General features: G+C 53.5%; 15 protein-coding genes. 2 read left to right on the top strand and 13 right to left on the bottom strand.

The window, feature by feature from the left end; translation table 11 throughout:
* Positions 1-125: 125 nt before the first annotated feature.
* On the bottom strand, positions 126-1,607 hold the full coding sequence (locus FPZ49_RS30235) for a hypothetical protein (protein WP_144854088.1): 1,482 nt from the start codon (positions 1,605-1,607) through the stop codon (positions 126-128).
* Positions 1,608-1,728: 121 nt separating this feature from the next.
* Between FPZ49_RS30235 and FPZ49_RS30230 the strand changes: the two genes are divergently transcribed.
* Both FPZ49_RS30230 and FPZ49_RS30225 read left to right on the top strand, forming a co-directional pair.
* Entirely contained in the window at positions 1,729-3,126 is a 1,398-nt protein-coding gene (locus tag FPZ49_RS30230) for a sulfatase-like hydrolase/transferase (RefSeq protein WP_222429989.1), read from the top strand.
* A gap of 30 nt (positions 3,127-3,156) precedes the next feature.
* Complete coding sequence (locus FPZ49_RS30225; RefSeq protein ID WP_144854086.1) at positions 3,157-3,345, top strand: hypothetical protein; 189 nt, start codon at positions 3,157-3,159, stop codon at positions 3,343-3,345.
* Between the two features lie 66 nt (positions 3,346-3,411).
* Here the strand turns inward: FPZ49_RS30225 and FPZ49_RS30220 are convergent, their stop codons facing one another.
* From FPZ49_RS30220 to FPZ49_RS30170, 12 genes are all read right to left on the bottom strand, one after another.
* Entirely contained in the window at positions 3,412-4,527 is a 1,116-nt protein-coding gene (locus FPZ49_RS30220) for an oligogalacturonate lyase family protein (RefSeq protein ID WP_144854085.1), read from the bottom strand.
* A 21-nt stretch (positions 4,528-4,548) separates the two neighbouring features.
* On the bottom strand, positions 4,549-6,282 hold the full coding sequence (locus tag FPZ49_RS30215; RefSeq protein WP_144854084.1) for a hypothetical protein: 1,734 nt from the start codon (positions 6,280-6,282) through the stop codon (positions 4,549-4,551).
* Between the two features lie 17 nt (positions 6,283-6,299).
* Positions 6,300-7,865: an extracellular solute-binding protein gene (locus FPZ49_RS30210; protein ID WP_144854083.1), complete on the bottom strand. Its 1,566-nt coding sequence runs from the start codon at positions 7,863-7,865 to the stop codon at positions 6,300-6,302.
* Positions 7,866-7,906: 41 nt separating this feature from the next.
* Complete coding sequence (locus FPZ49_RS30205; RefSeq protein ID WP_261381691.1) at positions 7,907-8,803, bottom strand: carbohydrate ABC transporter permease; 897 nt, start codon at positions 8,801-8,803, stop codon at positions 7,907-7,909.
* 29 nt (positions 8,804-8,832) lie between these two features.
* Positions 8,833-9,813, bottom strand: coding sequence for an ABC transporter permease (locus tag FPZ49_RS30200; protein WP_144854082.1), 981 nt, complete (start codon positions 9,811-9,813; stop codon positions 8,833-8,835).
* A gap of 113 nt (positions 9,814-9,926) precedes the next feature.
* A complete protein-coding gene (locus tag FPZ49_RS30195) occupies positions 9,927-12,248 on the bottom strand; it encodes a helix-turn-helix domain-containing protein (protein WP_144854081.1) in 2,322 nt (773 codons plus the stop codon).
* Between the two features lie 93 nt (positions 12,249-12,341).
* Positions 12,342-13,682: a pectate lyase family protein gene (locus FPZ49_RS30190; protein WP_261381690.1), complete on the bottom strand. Its 1,341-nt coding sequence runs from the start codon at positions 13,680-13,682 to the stop codon at positions 12,342-12,344.
* A gap of 396 nt (positions 13,683-14,078) precedes the next feature.
* Entirely contained in the window at positions 14,079-14,243 is a 165-nt protein-coding gene (locus FPZ49_RS36160) for a hypothetical protein (protein WP_186446188.1), read from the bottom strand.
* A gap of 440 nt (positions 14,244-14,683) precedes the next feature.
* A complete protein-coding gene (locus FPZ49_RS30185) occupies positions 14,684-15,520 on the bottom strand; it encodes an alpha/beta hydrolase fold domain-containing protein (RefSeq protein ID WP_186446187.1) in 837 nt (278 codons plus the stop codon).
* 170 nt (positions 15,521-15,690) lie between these two features.
* Positions 15,691-15,912 carry a hypothetical protein gene (locus FPZ49_RS30180; RefSeq protein WP_144854079.1) on the bottom strand — a complete coding sequence of 74 codons (222 nt, stop codon included), beginning with the start codon at positions 15,910-15,912 and terminating at the stop codon, positions 15,691-15,693.
* Positions 15,913-16,050: 138 nt separating this feature from the next.
* The gene (locus tag FPZ49_RS30175; protein ID WP_144854078.1) at positions 16,051-17,073 is read right to left on the bottom strand and encodes a peptidylprolyl isomerase; all 1,023 of its coding nucleotides are present in this window, start codon (positions 17,071-17,073) and stop codon (positions 16,051-16,053) included.
* A 360-nt stretch (positions 17,074-17,433) separates the two neighbouring features.
* Complete coding sequence (locus FPZ49_RS30170) at positions 17,434-18,777, bottom strand: S1C family serine protease (protein WP_261381689.1); 1,344 nt, start codon at positions 18,775-18,777, stop codon at positions 17,434-17,436.
* Between the last annotated feature and the right edge of the window lie 169 nt (positions 18,778-18,946).

Genomic DNA, 18,946 nt, shown 5'->3' with positions numbered 1-18,946 from the left:
CAAAGGGTATCTCATCGTCTCTTACCCGAAGTGTCTTTATTCAACTATACAATATTATGGAAAATGCGTAAATACTAGGTCACTTGGTCTACCAATGCAGCATAGTGAAAGTCCTCATTCCCTGCCTAACGCCCCTGCAGCAGCTCCACGTCCGTCCACGTTTTGGTGAGCGGCTGAGATTGAGTCCACTTTTTTATCGTGTTGCTATAGTGATTCACCGAATATACATCGCCCTGGCGGTCTACATACATAGGCAGATCATCCAGCTCATCCGGTGCATTAGACAGACGCTCCAGCTTCAATGAGGCGTTCGTTCGGAAAATCCCGTCCCTGTCTGCATTATACTCTCCATCCGCCTTCGACTGGCCATAGAGCCGGACCAACACGCTGCCGTCCTGACGGTTTGGAGAAGCGCCTGCGCTCACAAGATCAAGCGGTGTTACGTCCAGTTCTCCCCAGGCTTGGTTCGCGGACATTACCTTCCCAGACGTGTTCATAAGCGCGAGCAGCCCCGAGCCTGGGAAATAAAATTTTCTAGAATACATCCGTTCCCGTGCAATCCAAACGGAGCCGTCCGGGTTGCTCCAGATGCGCTGAGGAAGATACGGATAGTCGTCGATAAACGTAATCTTACCGTCCATTATGCTAAACAGCTGATACCGGCTGCCTGGAGCAGGTCCGATCACCGCAATCGGGTAATACGAATACACCGCGAGCAGCTGGCGCCTGCCGTCGATTTCGTACAGCGTCCCCTCGGCTTTCAGCGGGTTTCCACCAAGATTTTGCTTATCCTCGTCGCGAAGTGGTGCGAGCTTTTGGCCTTGGTACATGAACCAGTCGTCCTTCTGCTCGATGGTGACCTTTTGGCCTTGCGGCGTACGGGCTTGATCTACACGGTCCCTGACGGCCTTGGCTTGATCAGCGTCCAGCCAGACCGGGGGCTCGGCGAGTGTTTTGGCTATTTTCAGCAGGGTATGTGCATTGTCCGTCGAACGATAGGCTGACACATACAGTGAGTTCTCATCATCGTCTATGATCTGGCCCATCACTTTGTCCTGCCCGCTCCAAATCGACAGCCCGGCATCCTCGCTCATCTCCAAATCCATCATCAGGCGGGTATGCGCAAACCTCCAGGTAAGCGGCATGTAGGTCACGTCCCGAAATTCGAGAAAAGGGTACGGCTCCTGCTCATTGTTGATCTGCTCTCCCCAGAGCTGAATCGGGTAAGAGGCCTTCGAGGCCATATAGGCATGTTGGGGCAGATTGGTGGTCGTATGCGGCTGCGGGTAGGGCTGCTTTTCCAGCGCCGGCGTTTTCCAATATTCATAGACACAGCAATTGCGGTACACCTTCAGCCCTTCCTCTGCACTCCAATCCGCCTCCAGCTCCAGCTCCTGAAGCATATTCCAGCTGAGCGGAACATACGTAATGTCTTTGTACACCAACAGCGGATATTGACTGTGACGGCTGTCGATCAGCTGACCGTTCACACTTACAGGATAGTCGGGTATCGTGACTTTCACCGTGGCGGATTCCGCCTTCGTTGGTACCGGTACAGCTAGCAGCAGGATTAGGAGCAGCAGGCATCCTGTCGCGATTTTTTTCATTGGATTCATCTCCCTTACTTTTTCCATATTCGTTAGACGCACCGTGTGGAAAAAAGTTACAAGAGGCGCCGTACTTCCTGTACAATGGAAGTATCCAAATTCATGAGCCAGGGGGATGTCCATGCCTGCGAAAAAGCCAAATGTCGTTTTCTTCTTTACCGATGATCAACGGTTTGATACGATTCATGCGTTGGGCAACGGCGAGATCCAGACACCGACGATGGACCGATTAGTGAAAAATGGCACCGCTTTCACTCATGCCCACATTCCGAGCGGCACCGTTGGTGCGATTTGCATGCCCAGCAGAGCGATGCTGCACTCGGGACGCACGCTGTTCCATATCCAGCAGGAAGGCCAGCAGATTCCAACCGAGCATCGAACCATGGGCGAGACGTTCCGCCAAGCAGGGTACCGCACCTTCGGCACCGGCAAATGGCACAACGGTCCGGCTTCCTACGGACGCAGCTTTACCGATGGGACGGCGATCTTTTTTGGCGGCATGTGGGATCACTGGAATGTGCCGTTATGTCATTTTGACCCGTCGGGGAAGTATGAGAATTTGATTCCGTTTACGCACAATTTTATGCGCAGCAATACGACGTCGAAGGTGCATTGCGATTATTTTTCCGCTGGGAAGCATTCCTCGGAGCTGTTCAGTCAGGCCGCTATTGATTTTATTGAAGACTATGACGCTGACGCGCCTTTTTTCATGTATATCTCCTATCTGGCCCCACACGATCCTCGAACAATGCCTCCACGCTTTCAGGAGATGTATGATCCGAACGAGATTACGCTGCCGGACAATTTTATGGAGCAGCATCCTTTCAACTACGGCGCTGAGCACATCCGCGATGAGCTGCTCGCCCCTTATCCGCGTACGCCTGAAGAAGTCAAGCGACATATCGCCGAATATTATGCCATGATCACGCATCTGGACTTTGAGATCGGCCGGGTAATTGAAGCGCTTGAGCAGACGGGTCAGGCAGATAACACGATTATTGTGCTCGCAGGGGATAACGGTCTGGCTGTAGGACAGCATGGGCTGATGGGCAAGCAAAGCCATTATGAGCATAGCGTGCGGGTGCCGCTGATTTTTAGCGGTGTTGGGGTGCCGAAAGGAGAGCGCCGGGAGCAGTACGCGTACCTGCTGGATGTGTACCCGACCTTATGCGAGCTGACGGGCGTCAACATCCCGGACACCGTGGAAGGCCAGAGCCTGTATCCGAGCATGGCAGATCCGGACGCTGCACTGCGGGAGACGCTGTATTTTGCCTACAGTGATCTCATTCGGAGCGTGAAGGATGACCGCTATAAGCTGATCGAGTATGCCGGAGCCGTTCGGGAGACGCAGCTTTTTGATCTCCATGCCGATCCCAGGGAGTGCAACAACTTATATGGCCAGGAGGCGTATGAGGGCCTTGTCTCGAAGCTGCGCGGGGAGTTGATCCGGTATAGGGACGCATGGGACGACCTGCTTCATCCGCTGGGGCAGTCATTTTGGGGGAAGGCCGGGCTGTAGGGGGAGAATGAGAGAACACACCCGAAGCCGATGGGTACGTTCCAGGAGATGGTGGATGCGATCGTCCAAGCCTGCAGCGCGTTTCCTTCGATTCAGATCATTTCTGGAACCGAGCTGCTTCCCCGTGATCCGGCGCTGCTCGCCGACAAGGTGCACCCAATTGATGAAGGGTTTGAGCTCATCGCAGCTAATCTGGTGCGCATGATCGATCGGGGATAAAAAAACACCGCAGCTGGGGTTTAACCTAACAACCCATGCTGCGGTGTTTCATTTATGATAACATTCTTACTCCAGATCCACCTTATAAATGCAAGGAATCCCTTCCATATCGGAGGTAAACACCATAAAGGTACCGTCCGGCGAAAAAGCAGGGTGCGGGTGGGAATCCTGCGTATGGCCATACGTTTTCCAGCTCGTTCCATGGGAGCACAGCTTCTCTTCGCGCCGGTTCGGGACATCTACGAGGTAAATGAAATGCTGCTCCCGCAGCTGGCCGTCTCCGACTATACGGGTATTGTCATGATTGGATATAAAATGGCAATACTTCGAGCAGTCCATCCAGACCTCTTCTTCCAGCGTCTCCGGATTCACAAACCGCATGCTCTCATGCAGCTTAAAGTCTTTATGCCGGTAGACGAAAGCGAATCGGGAGCCGTCGGCGAGCCAATATTCGTGGGTGATCAGCTCATCGTGCGTTTGCTCCTTTGCGCAGCGCAGACGGCTGCCATCCGCTTGAACAAGCCACAGCCTCGCATCGATCAAGTGACCCGGACCTTCGTGGCAAAACAGGACGGTCGATGGGTCATGCGGCCGAAGCTGCGGGTGTCCGAGCCAGCAGTTCGTCTCCTCATGCACGATATGGCTGGTTCTCCGTCCGATATCCACATAAACGATACGGCAGTGCGGCCTAGCCGCCCATTGCGGCTCGAAGGTCGACCAATCCCCCTTGCCGTGCACGACGTCGCTTTCCTTCATTTCAACGAGCACCAGGCAATCATCATCGGAGCCCAGACCCGGATTCGCGTTCGGCACCCAGCCGGCTGGCGATTGATAGATCAGCTCCTCCTCCAGCGTGCTCATATCCATGCGCATAATGCGGTTGTCCCGGCAAAAGATCAGAAACCGGTCGTCGCTGGTCAGGCTGCAGCTGAAATCGTGGACTCCCGCGCCTTCGGTCAGTTGCAGCGCAGACCCGTCCGTTAGACTCATCCGGTACAGCTGCCTTTGCCCATCGCGTTCACTGGCATAGATCAAATGCCGATTGTCGTTCGTGATCATCTTGTAGTAGAAATACGGATGATGATTCACTCGCTCCGGCGTTGTAAGCCGGGTCACCGTCCGTCCGGTATACGGATCGGTGTACGTATGAAACGCATTCGTGATCCTTGAACCTTTGCCCATCACGCACCTCGTTTTCTGACCTTACGTTCGCGGTCGCATCATATCCCGCTTCTCGCCCGGCTTCAGCGGCAGCGCCAGCTGGAGCACCGCTCCGCTGCGCGTCTTCGATTCAGCTAGTGCTTCGGTGCCTGAGATCATGGCAGTCGCATCCAGCGGCCCGCCTGCCCCTACGCTGAAGCGAAGAGCGAACAGAAGCAGCGCCTGCTCCATCGTGCGGAAATCGAAGGTTTTTCGCTCGCTTGAACCCGAGTCTGAGCCTGAATAAACAACGTAATCCAAGCAAAGCTTCTGCCCGTCCCGAGTCAGCTCCCATCGCGGACGCTCACCGTCAAAGGCGGCGAATAGCGTCCTCACCGTCATCGCATGCCCCGCGATATGAACAGTTGCAGCCTCGGCATCGTCTGCCAATGCTTCCTCCTCTACCCGTTCCAAGCTGCCGCCGATTTCAAAGCGGAGACGCAAATCCGCCGCATCCACGGTTCCGTCAATCGGGTCCAGCCCGATATGCGTATTCCCTCCATTCGTGCAGAAGCCGATGCCGAACAAGACCTCGCTCTCTTCCTGTACGCTGGTGAATACTGCCGAGGAGTAATCGTAGCCATCGCGCAAAAAGCGCAGATGCACATAGCTGAAGCGATCTTCGCCTTCCGCAATATACGCAAGCAGATTGCGCCGTTGGTTCCACATGACGTCCTTGCTGTACGTCCCCAAGCTCAGCGGCCCGTTCAAATACGTCGTCGCTGTATTCAATGCAGCACCGGACTCGTCTTTGGCGATCGGCTGCCTGATGGTCTTCAAAAAGACCTCTTCTCGAAACGCAGGCAAATACGGCTCAGGACATTGGATGTCATTTCCGTACCAATCCAGATTGTAAACGAGCTGCTCCTCCGCCAGCATCGCCAAGGCTCCCCTGCTGGCCAGCTGCAGGAATGAATACGACGCCGGCGTCATCACCGTGCTGTAGCTGCGGCTGTGCGGCCCGGACCATTGCTTGCTCGGCACATGGAAATGCTCTGCCAGCATGCGCCATGCGACATCCAGCAGCTCGGCGCTCAGCTCCTTCGCCTCCGCATGAGAGACTGAGGTGTGGATGCTGGACAGCTCCTCAATCGCAATGATCGTATACGTCGGGCTGTTATATTCCTGGAACGTGCCCAGCTCCTTCGTATACCGGCTGAACTTGCGCAGCCGCTCGAGACCGTAGTCGGCATACGACTGGTGACCGTATACCTCTCCAGTAAGCAGCGTCACGAACGCGCCCATGATCGCGATATTCGTGTAGCCGGGACCGACGTCGCGCTTAATAATCGCGCCGCACGCGCAGAACAGCGCCTGCCGAATCTGCTCCTGCAAAGCGGAATCCAGCACGCCCGCATGCCGCTGCGCTGCGAGCACCAGCCGTTTGCCGCAGAAATCGGCCCAGTTCCAATCCGGCGGAGCCATCATCGCAAGCGGCTCCTCCAGGAACCAGGACCAGATGCCGTAGGTACGGCTCTCCGGGTTCTGGTCCTGGAGGCCGATCACCTTCTCGATGATCTCGGAGGCCCGCTGCACATGCTCCTGGACCCCGCTGTCGAGCAGCGCGAGCGCATAGACGAGGGCGTCCCGCGTCGGATGGGTATACGCCACATCCTTTAAGGTGCTGTGGTAGCCTGGCGTACGAAACGGCTTGCGAACCATTTTGTGCTCAGGCGAATACTCGGCGTGCCACTGGTCCAGCTGGCGCAGCAGCAGCGCTTTAGAATCGATAGCCATGTGCGTCCTCCCTGGGCTTATTTACCTTTTAAATTTTTCTCATACCATTGCTGCGCCAGCTTGTCGACATTGTCGCCGCCGAGCCGCTTCCATTCCTTCCGCAGCTGCTCCATGCCCCACTGCGCAGTGTACTGGCTGCCGCCGGTAATGACCTTGGTCTCGATATCCTCAGCGACCGGACCGAACGAAGTGGATGTCTCAGCCAGCTCCGGGAACGTAGGATTGTACGGAATATCGCGACGGAATTTGTTTTTCATCGCCACCTTCAGCGATTCGCCCTGTACCTTCGCATACTCCTGCGAGATCGGGTCTTGAGCCGCCATGACCGGGAAATCCTCCGGCTTCGGACTCCATTGATCCAGCACCGCGTATTCGGGAGCATACAGCGTTTCCTTCTTGTTCTTCTCCGCATCAATGGCTTGCGGCACCCCATTCACCAGCTTGTAGTGCACACCCTCCTGGCCGAAGCGAACATCGAACCAGTTTTTATCAATCCACCAATCCAGCAGCTTCACAGCCGCCTCTGGGTTTTTCATGTTTTTATTAAACACGATCAACCGGTTGGCAGGCGGTTCCTGGTACAACCCGAACTTGCCATACTTGGTAGCCACCGGCTCCAGCGGCACCAGCTTGGAATCCGGCACATTCTGCTTCAGCTCGCGGTATTCCGGAGCAATGTTCCAGCTGGAGAAATAGACGCCGGCCTTCCCGGTTACAAGCAGAGACCGTTCCTTCTGATAGTTCTTATCCGTGATGTATTCCTTGTCGATCAAGCCCTCATCGAAAAACAACTTCAGCTGCGCCAAGACATCCGTATACCGGTCGGTGAAGTTCCCTTTGACGAGCTTATCGTTTTCCAAATACCACAAACCGCCGTGAGCCGCATACATCGCCTGAATAATGCCCGTATAGTTAAAGTTGAAGGCTGCGCCCAGCGTATCGTTTTTCCCGTTGCCGTCCGGATCTTTATCCTTGAAGGCCCGCATCACGTTCACCAGCTCATCCATCGTCTGCGGCGTTTTCAAGCCGAGCTTGTCGAGCCAATCCTGCCGGATCCAGATCGCATGGTTGGCAATCGAGTCGATTCCCCGCGCGCTGGTGGCAATGTACGTTTTTCCGTCAAACTGGGTGTACGGCTTCAGCTCCGGATGCGCTTTCAAATAATTTTTATAGCTGGTGCTGTACTTCTCAATGTAATCATCGATCGGCTGAATGGCCCCTTGCTCCTTCAACGTCGACATATAATCCCGGTTAAACTCCCACATCAAATCCGGCGCCTCGCCTGCGGCAATCAGCGTGTTCAGCTTCTTGGTCGACTCCGTACGCAGGATCGGCACCCATTTCACATTAATGCCGGATTTCTCATTGATATACTTCGTCGTCCGGTTGTTCTCGTAGGTCCCTTCATCGCTCGCCACCTGGCCCCGGTCCAGAATCGATACGCTGACCTCGAGCTTCTTCTTTTCCGTGCCGCTGTCTTTTTTTGCGGTATCGCCGCTGCTGTCCGTCCCGCTGGAAGAGCATGCTGTAATGGTGCCTAGGGAAGCCGCAAGCAATAACGCCATGTGCTGTCGTTTAAGCATTGTCGTTTCGCCTCCATGAACAATTTAGAACGCTGCCGTCTTTAGCCTTTGATGGATCCGATTAATACCCCTTTGACAAAATATTTTTGCAGGAAAGGATATACGCATAAAATGGGGGTCACCGAAATGATGATCGCCGCCGCCCGAATGCCCTCCGGAGTCACAAGATTTTGCATGGTCGCTCCCTCGGTGCCGCCGGTGGTGCTCGAATTAAGCAGGCTCTGACTGGTTGTTTCGATCATTTGCAGCAGCTTCACCATCAGGGACAGCTTGCCCGAGCTGCTGATATACATCAGCACGTTCATGTACGAGTTCCACCAGCTCACGGCATAAAACAGCGTCAGCGCCGCAATGATCGGCATCGATAACGGCAAAATAATTCTCGCGATGATCACCAGATCATTCGCGCCGTCCATCGCCGCCGACTCCTCCAGCTCGGTGGGCAGGTTCTCGAAGAACGTTTTCATCACGAAAAAATTGTACGTGCTCAAGAGGCCGGGCAGCCACAGCGCCCAGTACGTATTCATAATGCCGAGCGTCTTGATCAAAATGTAGTTGGGAATGATCCCGCCGCCAAACAGCATCGTAAACGTAATGAGCATCAGAATCACGCCCCGCCCCTTCAGCCTTTTCCGGCTCAAAGGGTAAGCGGCAATAATCGTAGCGACGATATTGATCAGCGTGCCGAATACCGTAATGACGAGCGTATTTTTCATCGCGTGCAGGAGCTGCCCGTCATCAATTAAGTTGGAAAACGAGATAAACGTGGTCTCCTTCGGCCACAGGAACACTTCCCCTGAGAGCAGAGCCCGAGAGCTGCTCATAGAGGTGGCCAGCACATGAACGAACGGAAAGACCGTCGTCACGGCCAGCATGGCCAAAAATACATACACTAGGCCATACCCTAGCCGAACCCGAAGCGATTGACTGCTTGACAATTGAATCCCTCCCTTCATTACCATTGCCATTACCATAGCCCGTTTTCGCCCATCGCCTTAATGATTTTGTTGACGCTTACAACCAGAATCAGCCCGATCACCGACTGAAACAGCCCCAGCGCCGTGGTGTAGCTGTACTGCAAGCCCTCCAGCCCCGCATGGTACACGTAGGTGCTGATAACGTTGGACACCTCGTACACCGCTTTATTTTGCATGACAAAAATATGCTCGAACCCGACATCCATCATCTGGCCGACCCGCAAAATGAGCAGAATGGCAATCGTGCTGCGGATGCCCGGAAGCGTCACATGCCAGATCCGGCGCAGCTTGCTCGCCCCGTCGATCTTGGCCGCCTCATACAGCTGCGGATCGATGCCCGCCATCGCCGCCAGGTACAGAATCGTCCCCCAGCCGGCACTCTGCCAAATCCCGGACAAAATGAACATCACCGGCCACCAAGCGTTGCTTGCCATGAAGTAAATCGGCTGAATGCCAAACAGCTTCACCAGCACCGTATTAACGATCCCTGTAGACGGAGAGAGCAGTGCAATGAAAATACCGCCAAGAACGACCCACGAGATGAAGTGCGGGATATACAGCAGATTCTGGATCGTCCGTTTGTACCATTCCAGCCGGACCTCATTCAGCAGCACCGCCAGCACGATCGGCACCGGGAAAGCAAAGACGATACTGTAGACGTTCAGCAGCAGCGTATTTTTAAGCACATTGAAAAAATCCGGGCTCGTAAACAGCCGGTTGAAATGCTTAAGCCCCACCCACTGGCTGCCCCAGATGCCGTCGGCAAAACGGTAGTTTTTGAAGGCAATGATTTCCCCGAGCATCGGCGTGTACTTAAATACCACATAGTAGGCCAAAATCGGTACAAGCAGCAGATACAAATATTTGTCCCGCTTGACGTACTTCCATAACAGCATCAGACGATTCGCCGATGGAGCCGGCCGGACATAAGCCCCCTCCTCCGCACGGGCTTCACCGATGTGTGATCGCATGTTCTACACCTCCCTTCCGCTTCGCCGGATTACACCCTCATGGTATAAGCTGCCGGCGGACATGGAAATATCCACTTTTTATGCTGATCGCTTTTTTTATGCCAGGGGGATGTTCACTTTTTATCCTCTTCACCTTTTTTATGGTTTTCCCTGAATTCCCCTGGGGTTTGCCCGGTGTATTTCTTGAAAATACGTATAAAGCTTTGCGTATTATTGTATCCAACGCTCTCGGCAATCGCTTGAATTTTCGAGCTCGGATTCAGCAGCAGCGCCTTGGATTTCTCCATCCGCAGCTCAATTAACCAGTCCATAAAATTTTGCTCCATCGTTTCCTTGAACAGCTTGCTTAAGTAAGGCACACTCAGACGGAACTGCGACGCCAACAAGTTGAGCGACAGATCGCTGTCCATATAATGCTGCTCCAAATAATCCATGATTTGCTGGATCGTCTCGTTGCTTCCTCTGGCAGCGCGGTTTTGCTCCGTTCTGGCAATCAGATGATGCAGGAAGGTGGAAAGGTAGCTTTTAATTTCGTCCACGTTGGCGCAGGACTCGATCCGGTGATAGATGTTTTCCCTCGGATCCAGAAACTCCTTCACTTCCAGCCCTTTATCCGAGATCACCTTAATGGACTTCATGATCAGCTGGATGCACATCTGCTTGATCATCTCGGGAGGCACGTTGCTGCCGATCATCTCGCCGAAAATGTGGTTCAGCCTCGCTTCCAGCTTGCCCTTGTCCGTATCCCGAATGAGACCGACCACCGAATCCGCCATACCGCTGAGCCGGTAAAAATTATCATTATGATCATTGCCCGCAACATCATCGATGGAAACGACCGTGTTATCGCCCATGATCAGCTTATATTTCAGCGCGGTGAGCGCCTCCCGATACGAATGCTGAATCCCTTCCCACTGCTTGTGCGGACGACCGACGCCGATCGTGACCGTCTGCTTGAAATGGCCTTTCACATAGTCCTTGAGCAGATCCGCCACCTGAAGCGCCTGAAGCTGATGCCCTTGGCCGCCTTCCTCCTCGAAGCTCATGATGACTGCTACCCTGCCGTCCGTCAGCTCCAACGAGACACCTTTGCACACGCCGGCCACCAGCTCCTCCGCCACATTGCTGACCGCATAAGTAAACAAGTACACGTCGCGTGGCGAGGCAATCTCTTGAATGCGATCCAGCTCGATGACCAGAACGACAAATTGGCCGGCGTGGAGCGTAATGCCAAGCGTGCCGAAATATGGCCTCATGCGGTTGTAATTCGCCTTGTCTCCCATGAGCAGGCTCATGATTAACCGCCATTTCAGCGCTGGGAGCGATTCATTCATCTGCTTCTGCAGCGACTCGTTGTCCGAGAGAATCTGCTTAAAAAACTGCTCCATATACGTCAGGTCACCAGCACCTGCGATCTTCTTCTCGGTAAATGAGCGGAAAAACAGCTCCAGCGGACGAAACGTGTAATTGCTTACGGCAAAGACGATGACAATCGCCAGAATAAACATCCCAACGGCGATCGCCAGCAGAAAATTGCGGATCAGCTGCAGCGGGCGGTTCATTTCCGGGTCCGGGACAATACTGACGTATTTCCAACCGTTATACGCTGACGTTAAATAAAAGGTCGTATAACTCCCGCCGTTTAGCGTAGGCTTGGTTAAATACCCGCTGGATCCCATTTGCTCCAGCTCCGGTGCGCCTTCGATGCTGCTCAGTGGCTGAAACAGCTGTTTTTTGTTTTGCGACGAGATGATCATGCCCTGCGGATTGACGACTAGCGTTTGGCCAGCCCGCTGAGTGTCGACGTCCTGAATCAGATTGGAAATGGTGGTTTCGGCTACATTAACGACAATCGCGCCTTTGCGGAATTGAGGATTGCTGATGAGGGGGTAGGAGCGAATGAGGGTAACAACATTTTTATCATTTTGGAAGCCGGAGCTGATCTCCGTAATTTTCCGCGTGTCCAGCCACTGCTGATAGCTTTTCATCCGGTTGAACGAATCCAGCCAGCTCATATCGTAAAAGTCGGACTGCTCCGAGAACGTCGTGTCGGTCAGCAGGCTTTTCTTCTCCAGCGAGTACAAATAAAAGGACGATACATTGCTGTTGGCAAACATGAGTGAGCGGAACCGGTCATTGAGCACGCGGAAATGGTTGAAGCGCAATTCGTCCGTAGCGTACTGCCCATGCAGGAAAAAGGCGACCTCCGGCTCCTGAATGAAATTGATCGTATTCGTATCGATTTCTCTGAGCATCATTTCAATCTTTTGCTGGATCAGGTTTAAGAGAGCAATATTGGTGCTGCGCACCTGATGCTCCAGACTGCCCTTCGAGCTCAAATAGGACAGCCACACCGTCGACGAGATGATGAGCAGAAAGAACAGCCCGTAGATCATTTTGAAGCGACCGGATAAATTGCCTTGCAAAAAGCGCATGACGGGCCGTCCCCTTTCAGAAAGGATGCAAGCGGAGTAAGCGCATACATATTATTAAAACGGAAGGGCTGACCTGCGTCCGCCCCTTAGTTCTTACTTTGCAAGCTTCGGCACCTCTTCCGTCGGATCGACCTTGAGGAAGTATTCCGGCTTCCAGCCGACATCCTCGCTTAGGGGAGTTTTGGCGCGGGAATTATACGCTTTCACCAATTGGGCCGGCTTTCCATTGACGATGGAGCCGGTGTCGTACAACGCGGTGCCCCCCTCCACCTTGATGATCTTCTCTACATTTGTACTGCTCGCGAGTTCAAAATAGTTGTTTTCCGCATAAATGTGAGACGATACGCCTGCAAGGATACTGTGATTGTACGAGCCCTTCGTGTTTTTATAGTAATTGTTGTACACGTGCACCTGCCCGAACCGGACACGCGGCGTGCGCTGGGCAACGTTCTCAAACATATTATGGTGAATCGTTACCTTGAGCCGGCCTTTGTCGGTCGTCGAGCTGTCGCTGGAGCCGATCAGCATCACCTTGTCATGGTCGGAAAAATGATTATACGAAACCGTGACCCAGTTGGATTCGTACCCGATATCCAGTTCCCCGTCGTGATGCTGGTACTTGGTGCCGTAATAATCCTCGCTGCTCTCATCAAGGCGAGCCCCGTCGTTGAACCTGCAGTGATCGACCCAAACGTGCGTCGCTTTCACCAAGGTCACGTTATCCAAATTCGAATTCCACCGTCCGGTTAAATCCGATGGATCCCATGCGGGAAAATAACTATACGCGTCCTGAAACTCGATGTTGCGGATAATGATGTTGTTTACTCCGTTCAGCAGCATCGTTCCGCCGACGATCCGGGCATCGCTGCCCAATCCAACGATCGTGGTATCGGACGGGACGCGGACGGTCACGCGTTTGTCCTGATTGGCCTGCGACCGCTTCCTCGCGTCTTCGAGCGGCCCGGCGACCGGCTTCGTTCCCCAGGCGCTCGGATCGTACTGCTTCAGGTAAGCTTGCAGATCGTACTGCGGATCTTTATAATCCTGCTCTCCGAGCGGCTTATTGCTGTCGTCCACGCTCAGATTGATCGTTCCCTTCACGTAAACAATTTTCGCGCCGCTATTGCTTCCTCCGCTGAGGGCTTTGACCAGCTCGCTCCGGTTGGTCACAGTATACACGTGATCGGCGCTCGCCTTCGATCCGCCGGTCGTCCCGCCTTCGGCCGCTGCCCAGCCATCGTTCGCTGCCAGTGTCTCCCGTCCCAAGGCGCTCGGTTCCATCGGGGCCGCCTCGGTCTTGGGCAACACATCGGCCTGCTGCTGCGGTAGTTGCTGCGATTGCTGCTGTGCCGCCTGCTGCTGGCAAGCGGTTGTCATTCCTAGTACGAATCCTAGCATGATGATTAGCGCGTGGTGACGGATCGGTTGGGCCACGATGCTCACTCCTCTAAAGCTTATGGCTCAATTATAGAGGATCACCCGTGCAGCGCCAAGAAAAAAAGACTGTCCGATAAAGGAACAGTCTGAGAAATCATCGGTGCCGGTCTTACCGCGATGCCCTACGTTTACTGAACCGTTACATCGTCATAATAGGTCATTTCATTATTCGTATAGAGCCCGACCGGGCCGGACGAATACTCCGGCTCCTAGACCCGCCTGCAGAGCGGATTTTCCGCCTTAGAGCGCTACTCCGGCGCCTAGACCCGCCTGCAGCGCGGATTTTCCGCCTTAGAGCGCTACTCCGGCTCCTAGACCCGCCTGCAGAGCGGATTTTCCGCCTTAGAGCGCTACTCCGGCTCCTAGACCCGCCTGCAGCGCGGATTTTTCGCCTTAGAGCGTCACTCCGGCTCCTAGACCCGCCTGCAGCGCGGATTTTCCGCCTTGGAGCTCCACTCCGGCTCCTAGACCCGCCTGCAGCGCGGATTTTCCGCCTCGGAGCGCCACTCCGGCTCCTAGACCCGCCTGCAGCGCGGATTTTCCGCCTTGGAGCGCCACTCCGGCGCCTAAACCCGCCTGCAGCGCGGATTTTCCGCCTTAGAGCGTCACTCCGGCTCCTAGACCCTCCTGCAGCGCAGATTTTCCGCCTTAGAGCGCTACTCCGGCTCCTAGACCCGCCTGCAGCGCGGATTTTCCGCCTTAGAGCGCTACTCCGGCTCCTAGACCCACCTGCAGCGCGGATTTTCCGCCTTAGAGCGTCACTCCGGCTCCTAGACCCTCCTGCAGCGCAGATTTTCCGCCTTAGAGCGCCACCTCCGGCTCATAGACCCTCCTGCAGCGCGGATTTTCCGCTCTAGAGCGCCACATGCCGGATGCCAACAAGTAGAATGAATTTTTTCCACTCATCCAACAAAGTGATCCCCTAATCCCCGCTCACAAAGCGCATAAACGCATACAAAAAGAAGACCATCTTTTACAAAAAAAAGCGGTCCCTTTTTTCACGCTTCAATAGCTTCAACGATCTGCTCCACCGCCTGCTTGGATTCCGGAAGCCCGAAAAAAGGCCACACATGCAGCATTTCCGGGTACTCGTAATAGTCGACCGCGATCCCCTGAGCTTCCGCCTTGGCCTTAAACTTACGCGCGTCTGGATTGCAAATATCATCGGTTCCCGTGAATAGACGGATGGGACACAGCCCTTGAACATCCCCATATAACGGACTGATCAAGTAATGCTTCAGATTCAGATTATCCGCATACCACTTACCGCAATCGACGATGGCGGGTGTTGCCAGGATGGGATCACGCTTTTCGACGCAGGAAACCTCCGGATTGCAAAAAGTCATATCAAGCGCAGGTGAGATCAAAATGAGCTGTCCCGGCAGGGCGAACCCTTTCTCCTTCAGCAGCATCGCGAATGCGAGACTCATTCCTCCACCGGCCGAGTCCCCCGCAAAGATCACATCCCCCGGATCGTGCTGGGTCAGCAGCTCAGAATAAAGGGCTTGAAGCATCCCCATCGTATCGCGGTAGGTATAGCGGGGTGCTAAAGGATAGATCGGCACCGTCACGCCCACCTGGGTCCGATCGATTAGTTTGCCAATAAATTCCCAATGCATGCTTGTAATTTCCAGCACATAGCCCCCGCCATGCATGAAAATGATATGCTTCCGCCCGCCACCGGTACGCGGTTTCAATTCATAACAAGGAAATCGCTCAACCGTACATTTCTTAATCTCATATCGATCATAATACGACTTCGGCGGCTCATAACGATCTTTTTTCTGCTTGTTCTCGACATAGCAGCGCAGCTCTTCTCCCGTGCGCTTCCACATTCGATTCAGCCTTATCACGCGAAAGAAGAATTTTTGCAACTTACTCTGTATGCTTTCCATCTCTCGGCTGCCTCGCCTTCAGTTCAAACTGCATTTCCCCTAGGATTACCAAAAAAAGAGTTCCCATCCCCTGGGAACCCTTTATAACATTTGATTCATGTTTGCTTCCCTCACTGCCATAGCAGCATGTCCTGTGCTCCAGCGCTGACGGGCCGCCCTTCCTTGCGGGTGGAGCAGCTCCACGTCAGGTCATTTTCCGCATCGGCCTCACGCTGCAGTCCGATCTCCAGAATCGCCTTCATGTAGCCCAGCTTATCACTGATTCGTATCGTTTGCCTGCCAGCTCCATTGCTTTCTTGAAACTTGTGTAGACCGTTTGCTCGCCCGTTCAACTAAGACCATTATGCCGTTCGTTTCTGAGGTGACCATGAAAGGGGACTGAAAGTTAGCTGAAGGCAGGTCTTGGCGGAGAATACAAAAAAAAGTCCTGTTCGAATGAACAGGACCTTGAGGGCGTACAGAATAATCTATTATTTTGTTGCATTCGTTGCCGAACTTGTTGGCGATGGTGCAGGCGTTGTTGCGCTTGTTGCCGGACTTGTTGGCGATGTCGCAGGCGTTGTTGCGCTTGTTCCGTTTGTTGCCGTTGTCGCCGGGGTCGACTTATCCAAATAATTAACGATGGTCGCCTCCGACTTCTTCTTATTAAGCCAATCGGTAGACAGCGTCTGAACTTGCTGTTTCACGAGCGTTTCACGGATTTCATCCTTCTTCTCGTCCAGCGTTGGTGTTGTAGCTTGCTTGTGATCCGTCACCTTGATAATGTGGTAACCGAACGAGGTTTGAATCACATCGCTCAATTGTCCCACTGGGAGGGCGAACGCAGCCTTTTCGAAGGCAGCATCCATCTCGCCCTTGCCGAAGTAGCTCAGATCACCGCCATTATCTTTCGTAGCGGTATCCGTCGATTTTTCCTTCGCCACTGTAGCAAAATCGGCTCCGTTTTTCAGATCCTTAAGGATCGACTCGGCTTCCTCTTTCGTCGCTACCAGAATATGCGAGGCTTTCACCTGCTCCGGCGTTTTCATCGACTCCAGATTTTGATCATAATATTGCTTGATGTCCTCATCGGTCACATTGATTTGCGGCTCCAAAAGCTTCCTCAGCGTCACCTGTGTTTCAAGCTGCTGCTTTAGGGCGTCCACCGTCATCCCGCTGCTGGTCAGTGCCTGGTTGAATGCATCCTCGGTAGGGAACATCTTCTTGGTGCTAGCCAACTCATTGTCCACATCCGCCGCTGTAACGGTAATGCCTGCTTTCTTTGCTTCTTGACGGATCACTTCGTTATCAATCATTTGGTTCAGCAATTCTTTGCCGCCGCTGGCCATGACTTGATTGAGTACCTCGGTTTTGCCGATCGTTACTCCGTTAACTTTAGCTGCTGCCTCCTCGGCCTTCCCTTTCGGCGGATAGATCATCACATAAGAACCAAAGGCTACAAACACAACCAAAAATGCGGCGATCCAAGTTTTATTTGAAGTTTTTTTATTCACTATTCATACTCCCTTTCTTTGAATGAGGTAAGTTTATATTGATTAAGGTGCGATATCAAGTCACATATTTTGACTATACATAAAAATCAACAGGGTGGTCAGCAGCAACGAAAAAAGCGGCCACGCGAATTTGGGTCTCGATCGGGTCGGGTTCAGCAAGGTTCCTTCCTCCCTAATGCTTGTCCGTATTTCTTACTCCTTGCATTATGCACGACCAACCTTAAATTCAGATGAATCTTAAGCTGAAAGTTATCTGAATGCCACCCGCCTTCGGATAATCAGCCCTGGATTAGGAAAACCTGAATAACAAGAAGACGGCTTCCTCCCCAGTGGAGAGAAAGCCGCATTATCGGAGCTATCTTATTTTTGCGCGCTGCTGTTGTTCTTGTCGCCTACAGTGACACTAACATCGCTTTGCTGCCCGTTGCGGGAAATGGTCACTTTAATGGTGCTGCCGACCTGCTGCGCTTTAATTTTGGTCGAAAGCTCGTCGGAATTCGCCACTTTCTCGCCATTGACTGCCGTAATCACGTCGTACTCGCGGATGCCCGCGGCGAACGCCGGACTTTTGGGCTCGATCTGCGATACGATCGCTCCGTCCTTGCTGCTGAGCTTCAGATCGCTGACCCAGCTGTCATCGATATCCTCTAGACCTACCCCAATGTATGGGGATGGGGTTTTCGGAATCGGCTTATTGTTTTTCAGGTTCTCCAGTACGGTAGCGACGGTGCTCGTCGGGATGGCAAAGCCGATGCCTTGCGCCTCCGCATTCACAGCCGTGTTGATCCCGATGACTTCGCCATTCATGTTCAGCAGGGGTCCGCCGGAGTTCCCTGGGTTAATGGACGCGTCGGTTTGCAGCAAATGCTTGTATTCCCGCGTGCCTTGCTCATCCGGAATCGTAATCGGTCTTTCTTTGGCACTAAGAACGCCTTCGGTCACCGTTTGGTCGAAGCCGTACGGGTTACCAATCGCTACAACCCAGTCGCCGACCTTCGTATCATCCGGGTTGCCGAGCGGCAGGGATGGGAAGTCTTTGTCACCTTCGATTTTGAGCGCAGCAAGGTCCAGATCATAGCTGTTGCCTAATAGCGTAGCTTTGAACGGCTTGTCGTAGCCCTGCACCGTCACCCAAATCTCCTCCGCACCGTCGATAACGTGCTCGTTCGTCAGGATGTACCCGGCTTTATCGAAAATGAAGCCCGTTCCGAGACCGCCATCCTGCAGCTCGCCGGAATCTCCGCCACTATCATTTGAACTGCTGCCACCGCCGAAAAATTGACGGAACAACGGGTCATTCATTGCGCTGTTATTAGTCCTCGCTTTCACCTTCGTCTCGATTTTGACGACCGCCGGACTGGCTTGCTTCGCAATCTGCGCGATGCTGCCCGTCGCTGTCCCCGGGTCTACGGAAGCTTTCTCAATGCCGCCAAGCGTTGCCGAAGAACCCGATCCTGTGGTGGCCACTGCAGCAGTGCTGCCGTGCATAACGCCTTGATAGGCGGTGAACAGGTTCATTTTGTCAGAAGCGAACATCAGACCGCCGGTAACGAGCGTTCCTGCGAGGAAGGCTGCCACCGTGCTTTTAAAGCGGGAATTCGTTCTTGGGCTGTTGATGCGCGCTGGCTTCGATGCCTTGATCTCATTTGTATTGTCATTGTTATAGTTATCCATCGGATTAAATTCGTTATTGTTGTGTTCCATAGTGGTAACCTCCATTGCTTTGAATATGTTTACAAGTAGCATTGTAAAGGCCGAAACTGAAACCAACGTTAAGCGCATCTGAAAATAAACTGAAATTTTCAGACAAAAAGAGCCCGCCGATCCGCCGGCAGGCTCAAAAGAGTAACTATAATATTAGAAGCGTTTGCTT

This window comes from Paenibacillus cremeus (assembly GCF_007786445.1).
Taxonomy (GTDB): domain Bacteria; phylum Bacillota; class Bacilli; order Paenibacillales; family NBRC-103111; genus Paenibacillus_G; species Paenibacillus_G cremeus.
This window is presented reverse-complemented; position numbering and strand designations above follow the sequence as displayed.

Bases quoted from the DNA above. Each gene is read 5' to 3' on its own strand.
- FPZ49_RS30170 (WP_261381689.1), bottom strand. From the start codon at position 18,777: ATGGAACACAACAATAACGAATTTAATCCGATGGATAACTATAACAAT.
- FPZ49_RS30195 (WP_144854081.1), bottom strand. From the start codon at position 12,248: ATGCGCTTTTTGCAAGGCAATTTATCCGGTCGCTTCAAAATGATCTAC.
- FPZ49_RS30230 (WP_222429989.1), top strand. From the start codon at position 1,729: ATGCCTGCGAAAAAGCCAAATGTCGTTTTCTTCTTTACCGATGATCAA.
- FPZ49_RS30215 (WP_144854084.1), bottom strand. From the start codon at position 6,282: ATGGCTATCGATTCTAAAGCGCTGCTGCTGCGCCAGCTGGACCAGTGG.
- FPZ49_RS30220 (WP_144854085.1), bottom strand. From the start codon at position 4,527: ATGGGCAAAGGTTCAAGGATCACGAATGCGTTTCATACGTACACCGAT.
- FPZ49_RS30225 (WP_144854086.1), top strand. From the start codon at position 3,157: ATGGGTACGTTCCAGGAGATGGTGGATGCGATCGTCCAAGCCTGCAGC.
- FPZ49_RS30235 (WP_144854088.1), bottom strand. From the start codon at position 1,607: ATGAAAAAAATCGCGACAGGATGCCTGCTGCTCCTAATCCTGCTGCTA.
- FPZ49_RS30200 (WP_144854082.1), bottom strand. From the start codon at position 9,813: ATGCGATCACACATCGGTGAAGCCCGTGCGGAGGAGGGGGCTTATGTC.
- FPZ49_RS30210 (WP_144854083.1), bottom strand. From the start codon at position 7,865: ATGCTTAAACGACAGCACATGGCGTTATTGCTTGCGGCTTCCCTAGGC.
- FPZ49_RS30185 (WP_186446187.1), bottom strand. From the start codon at position 15,520: ATGTGGAAGCGCACGGGAGAAGAGCTGCGCTGCTATGTCGAGAACAAG.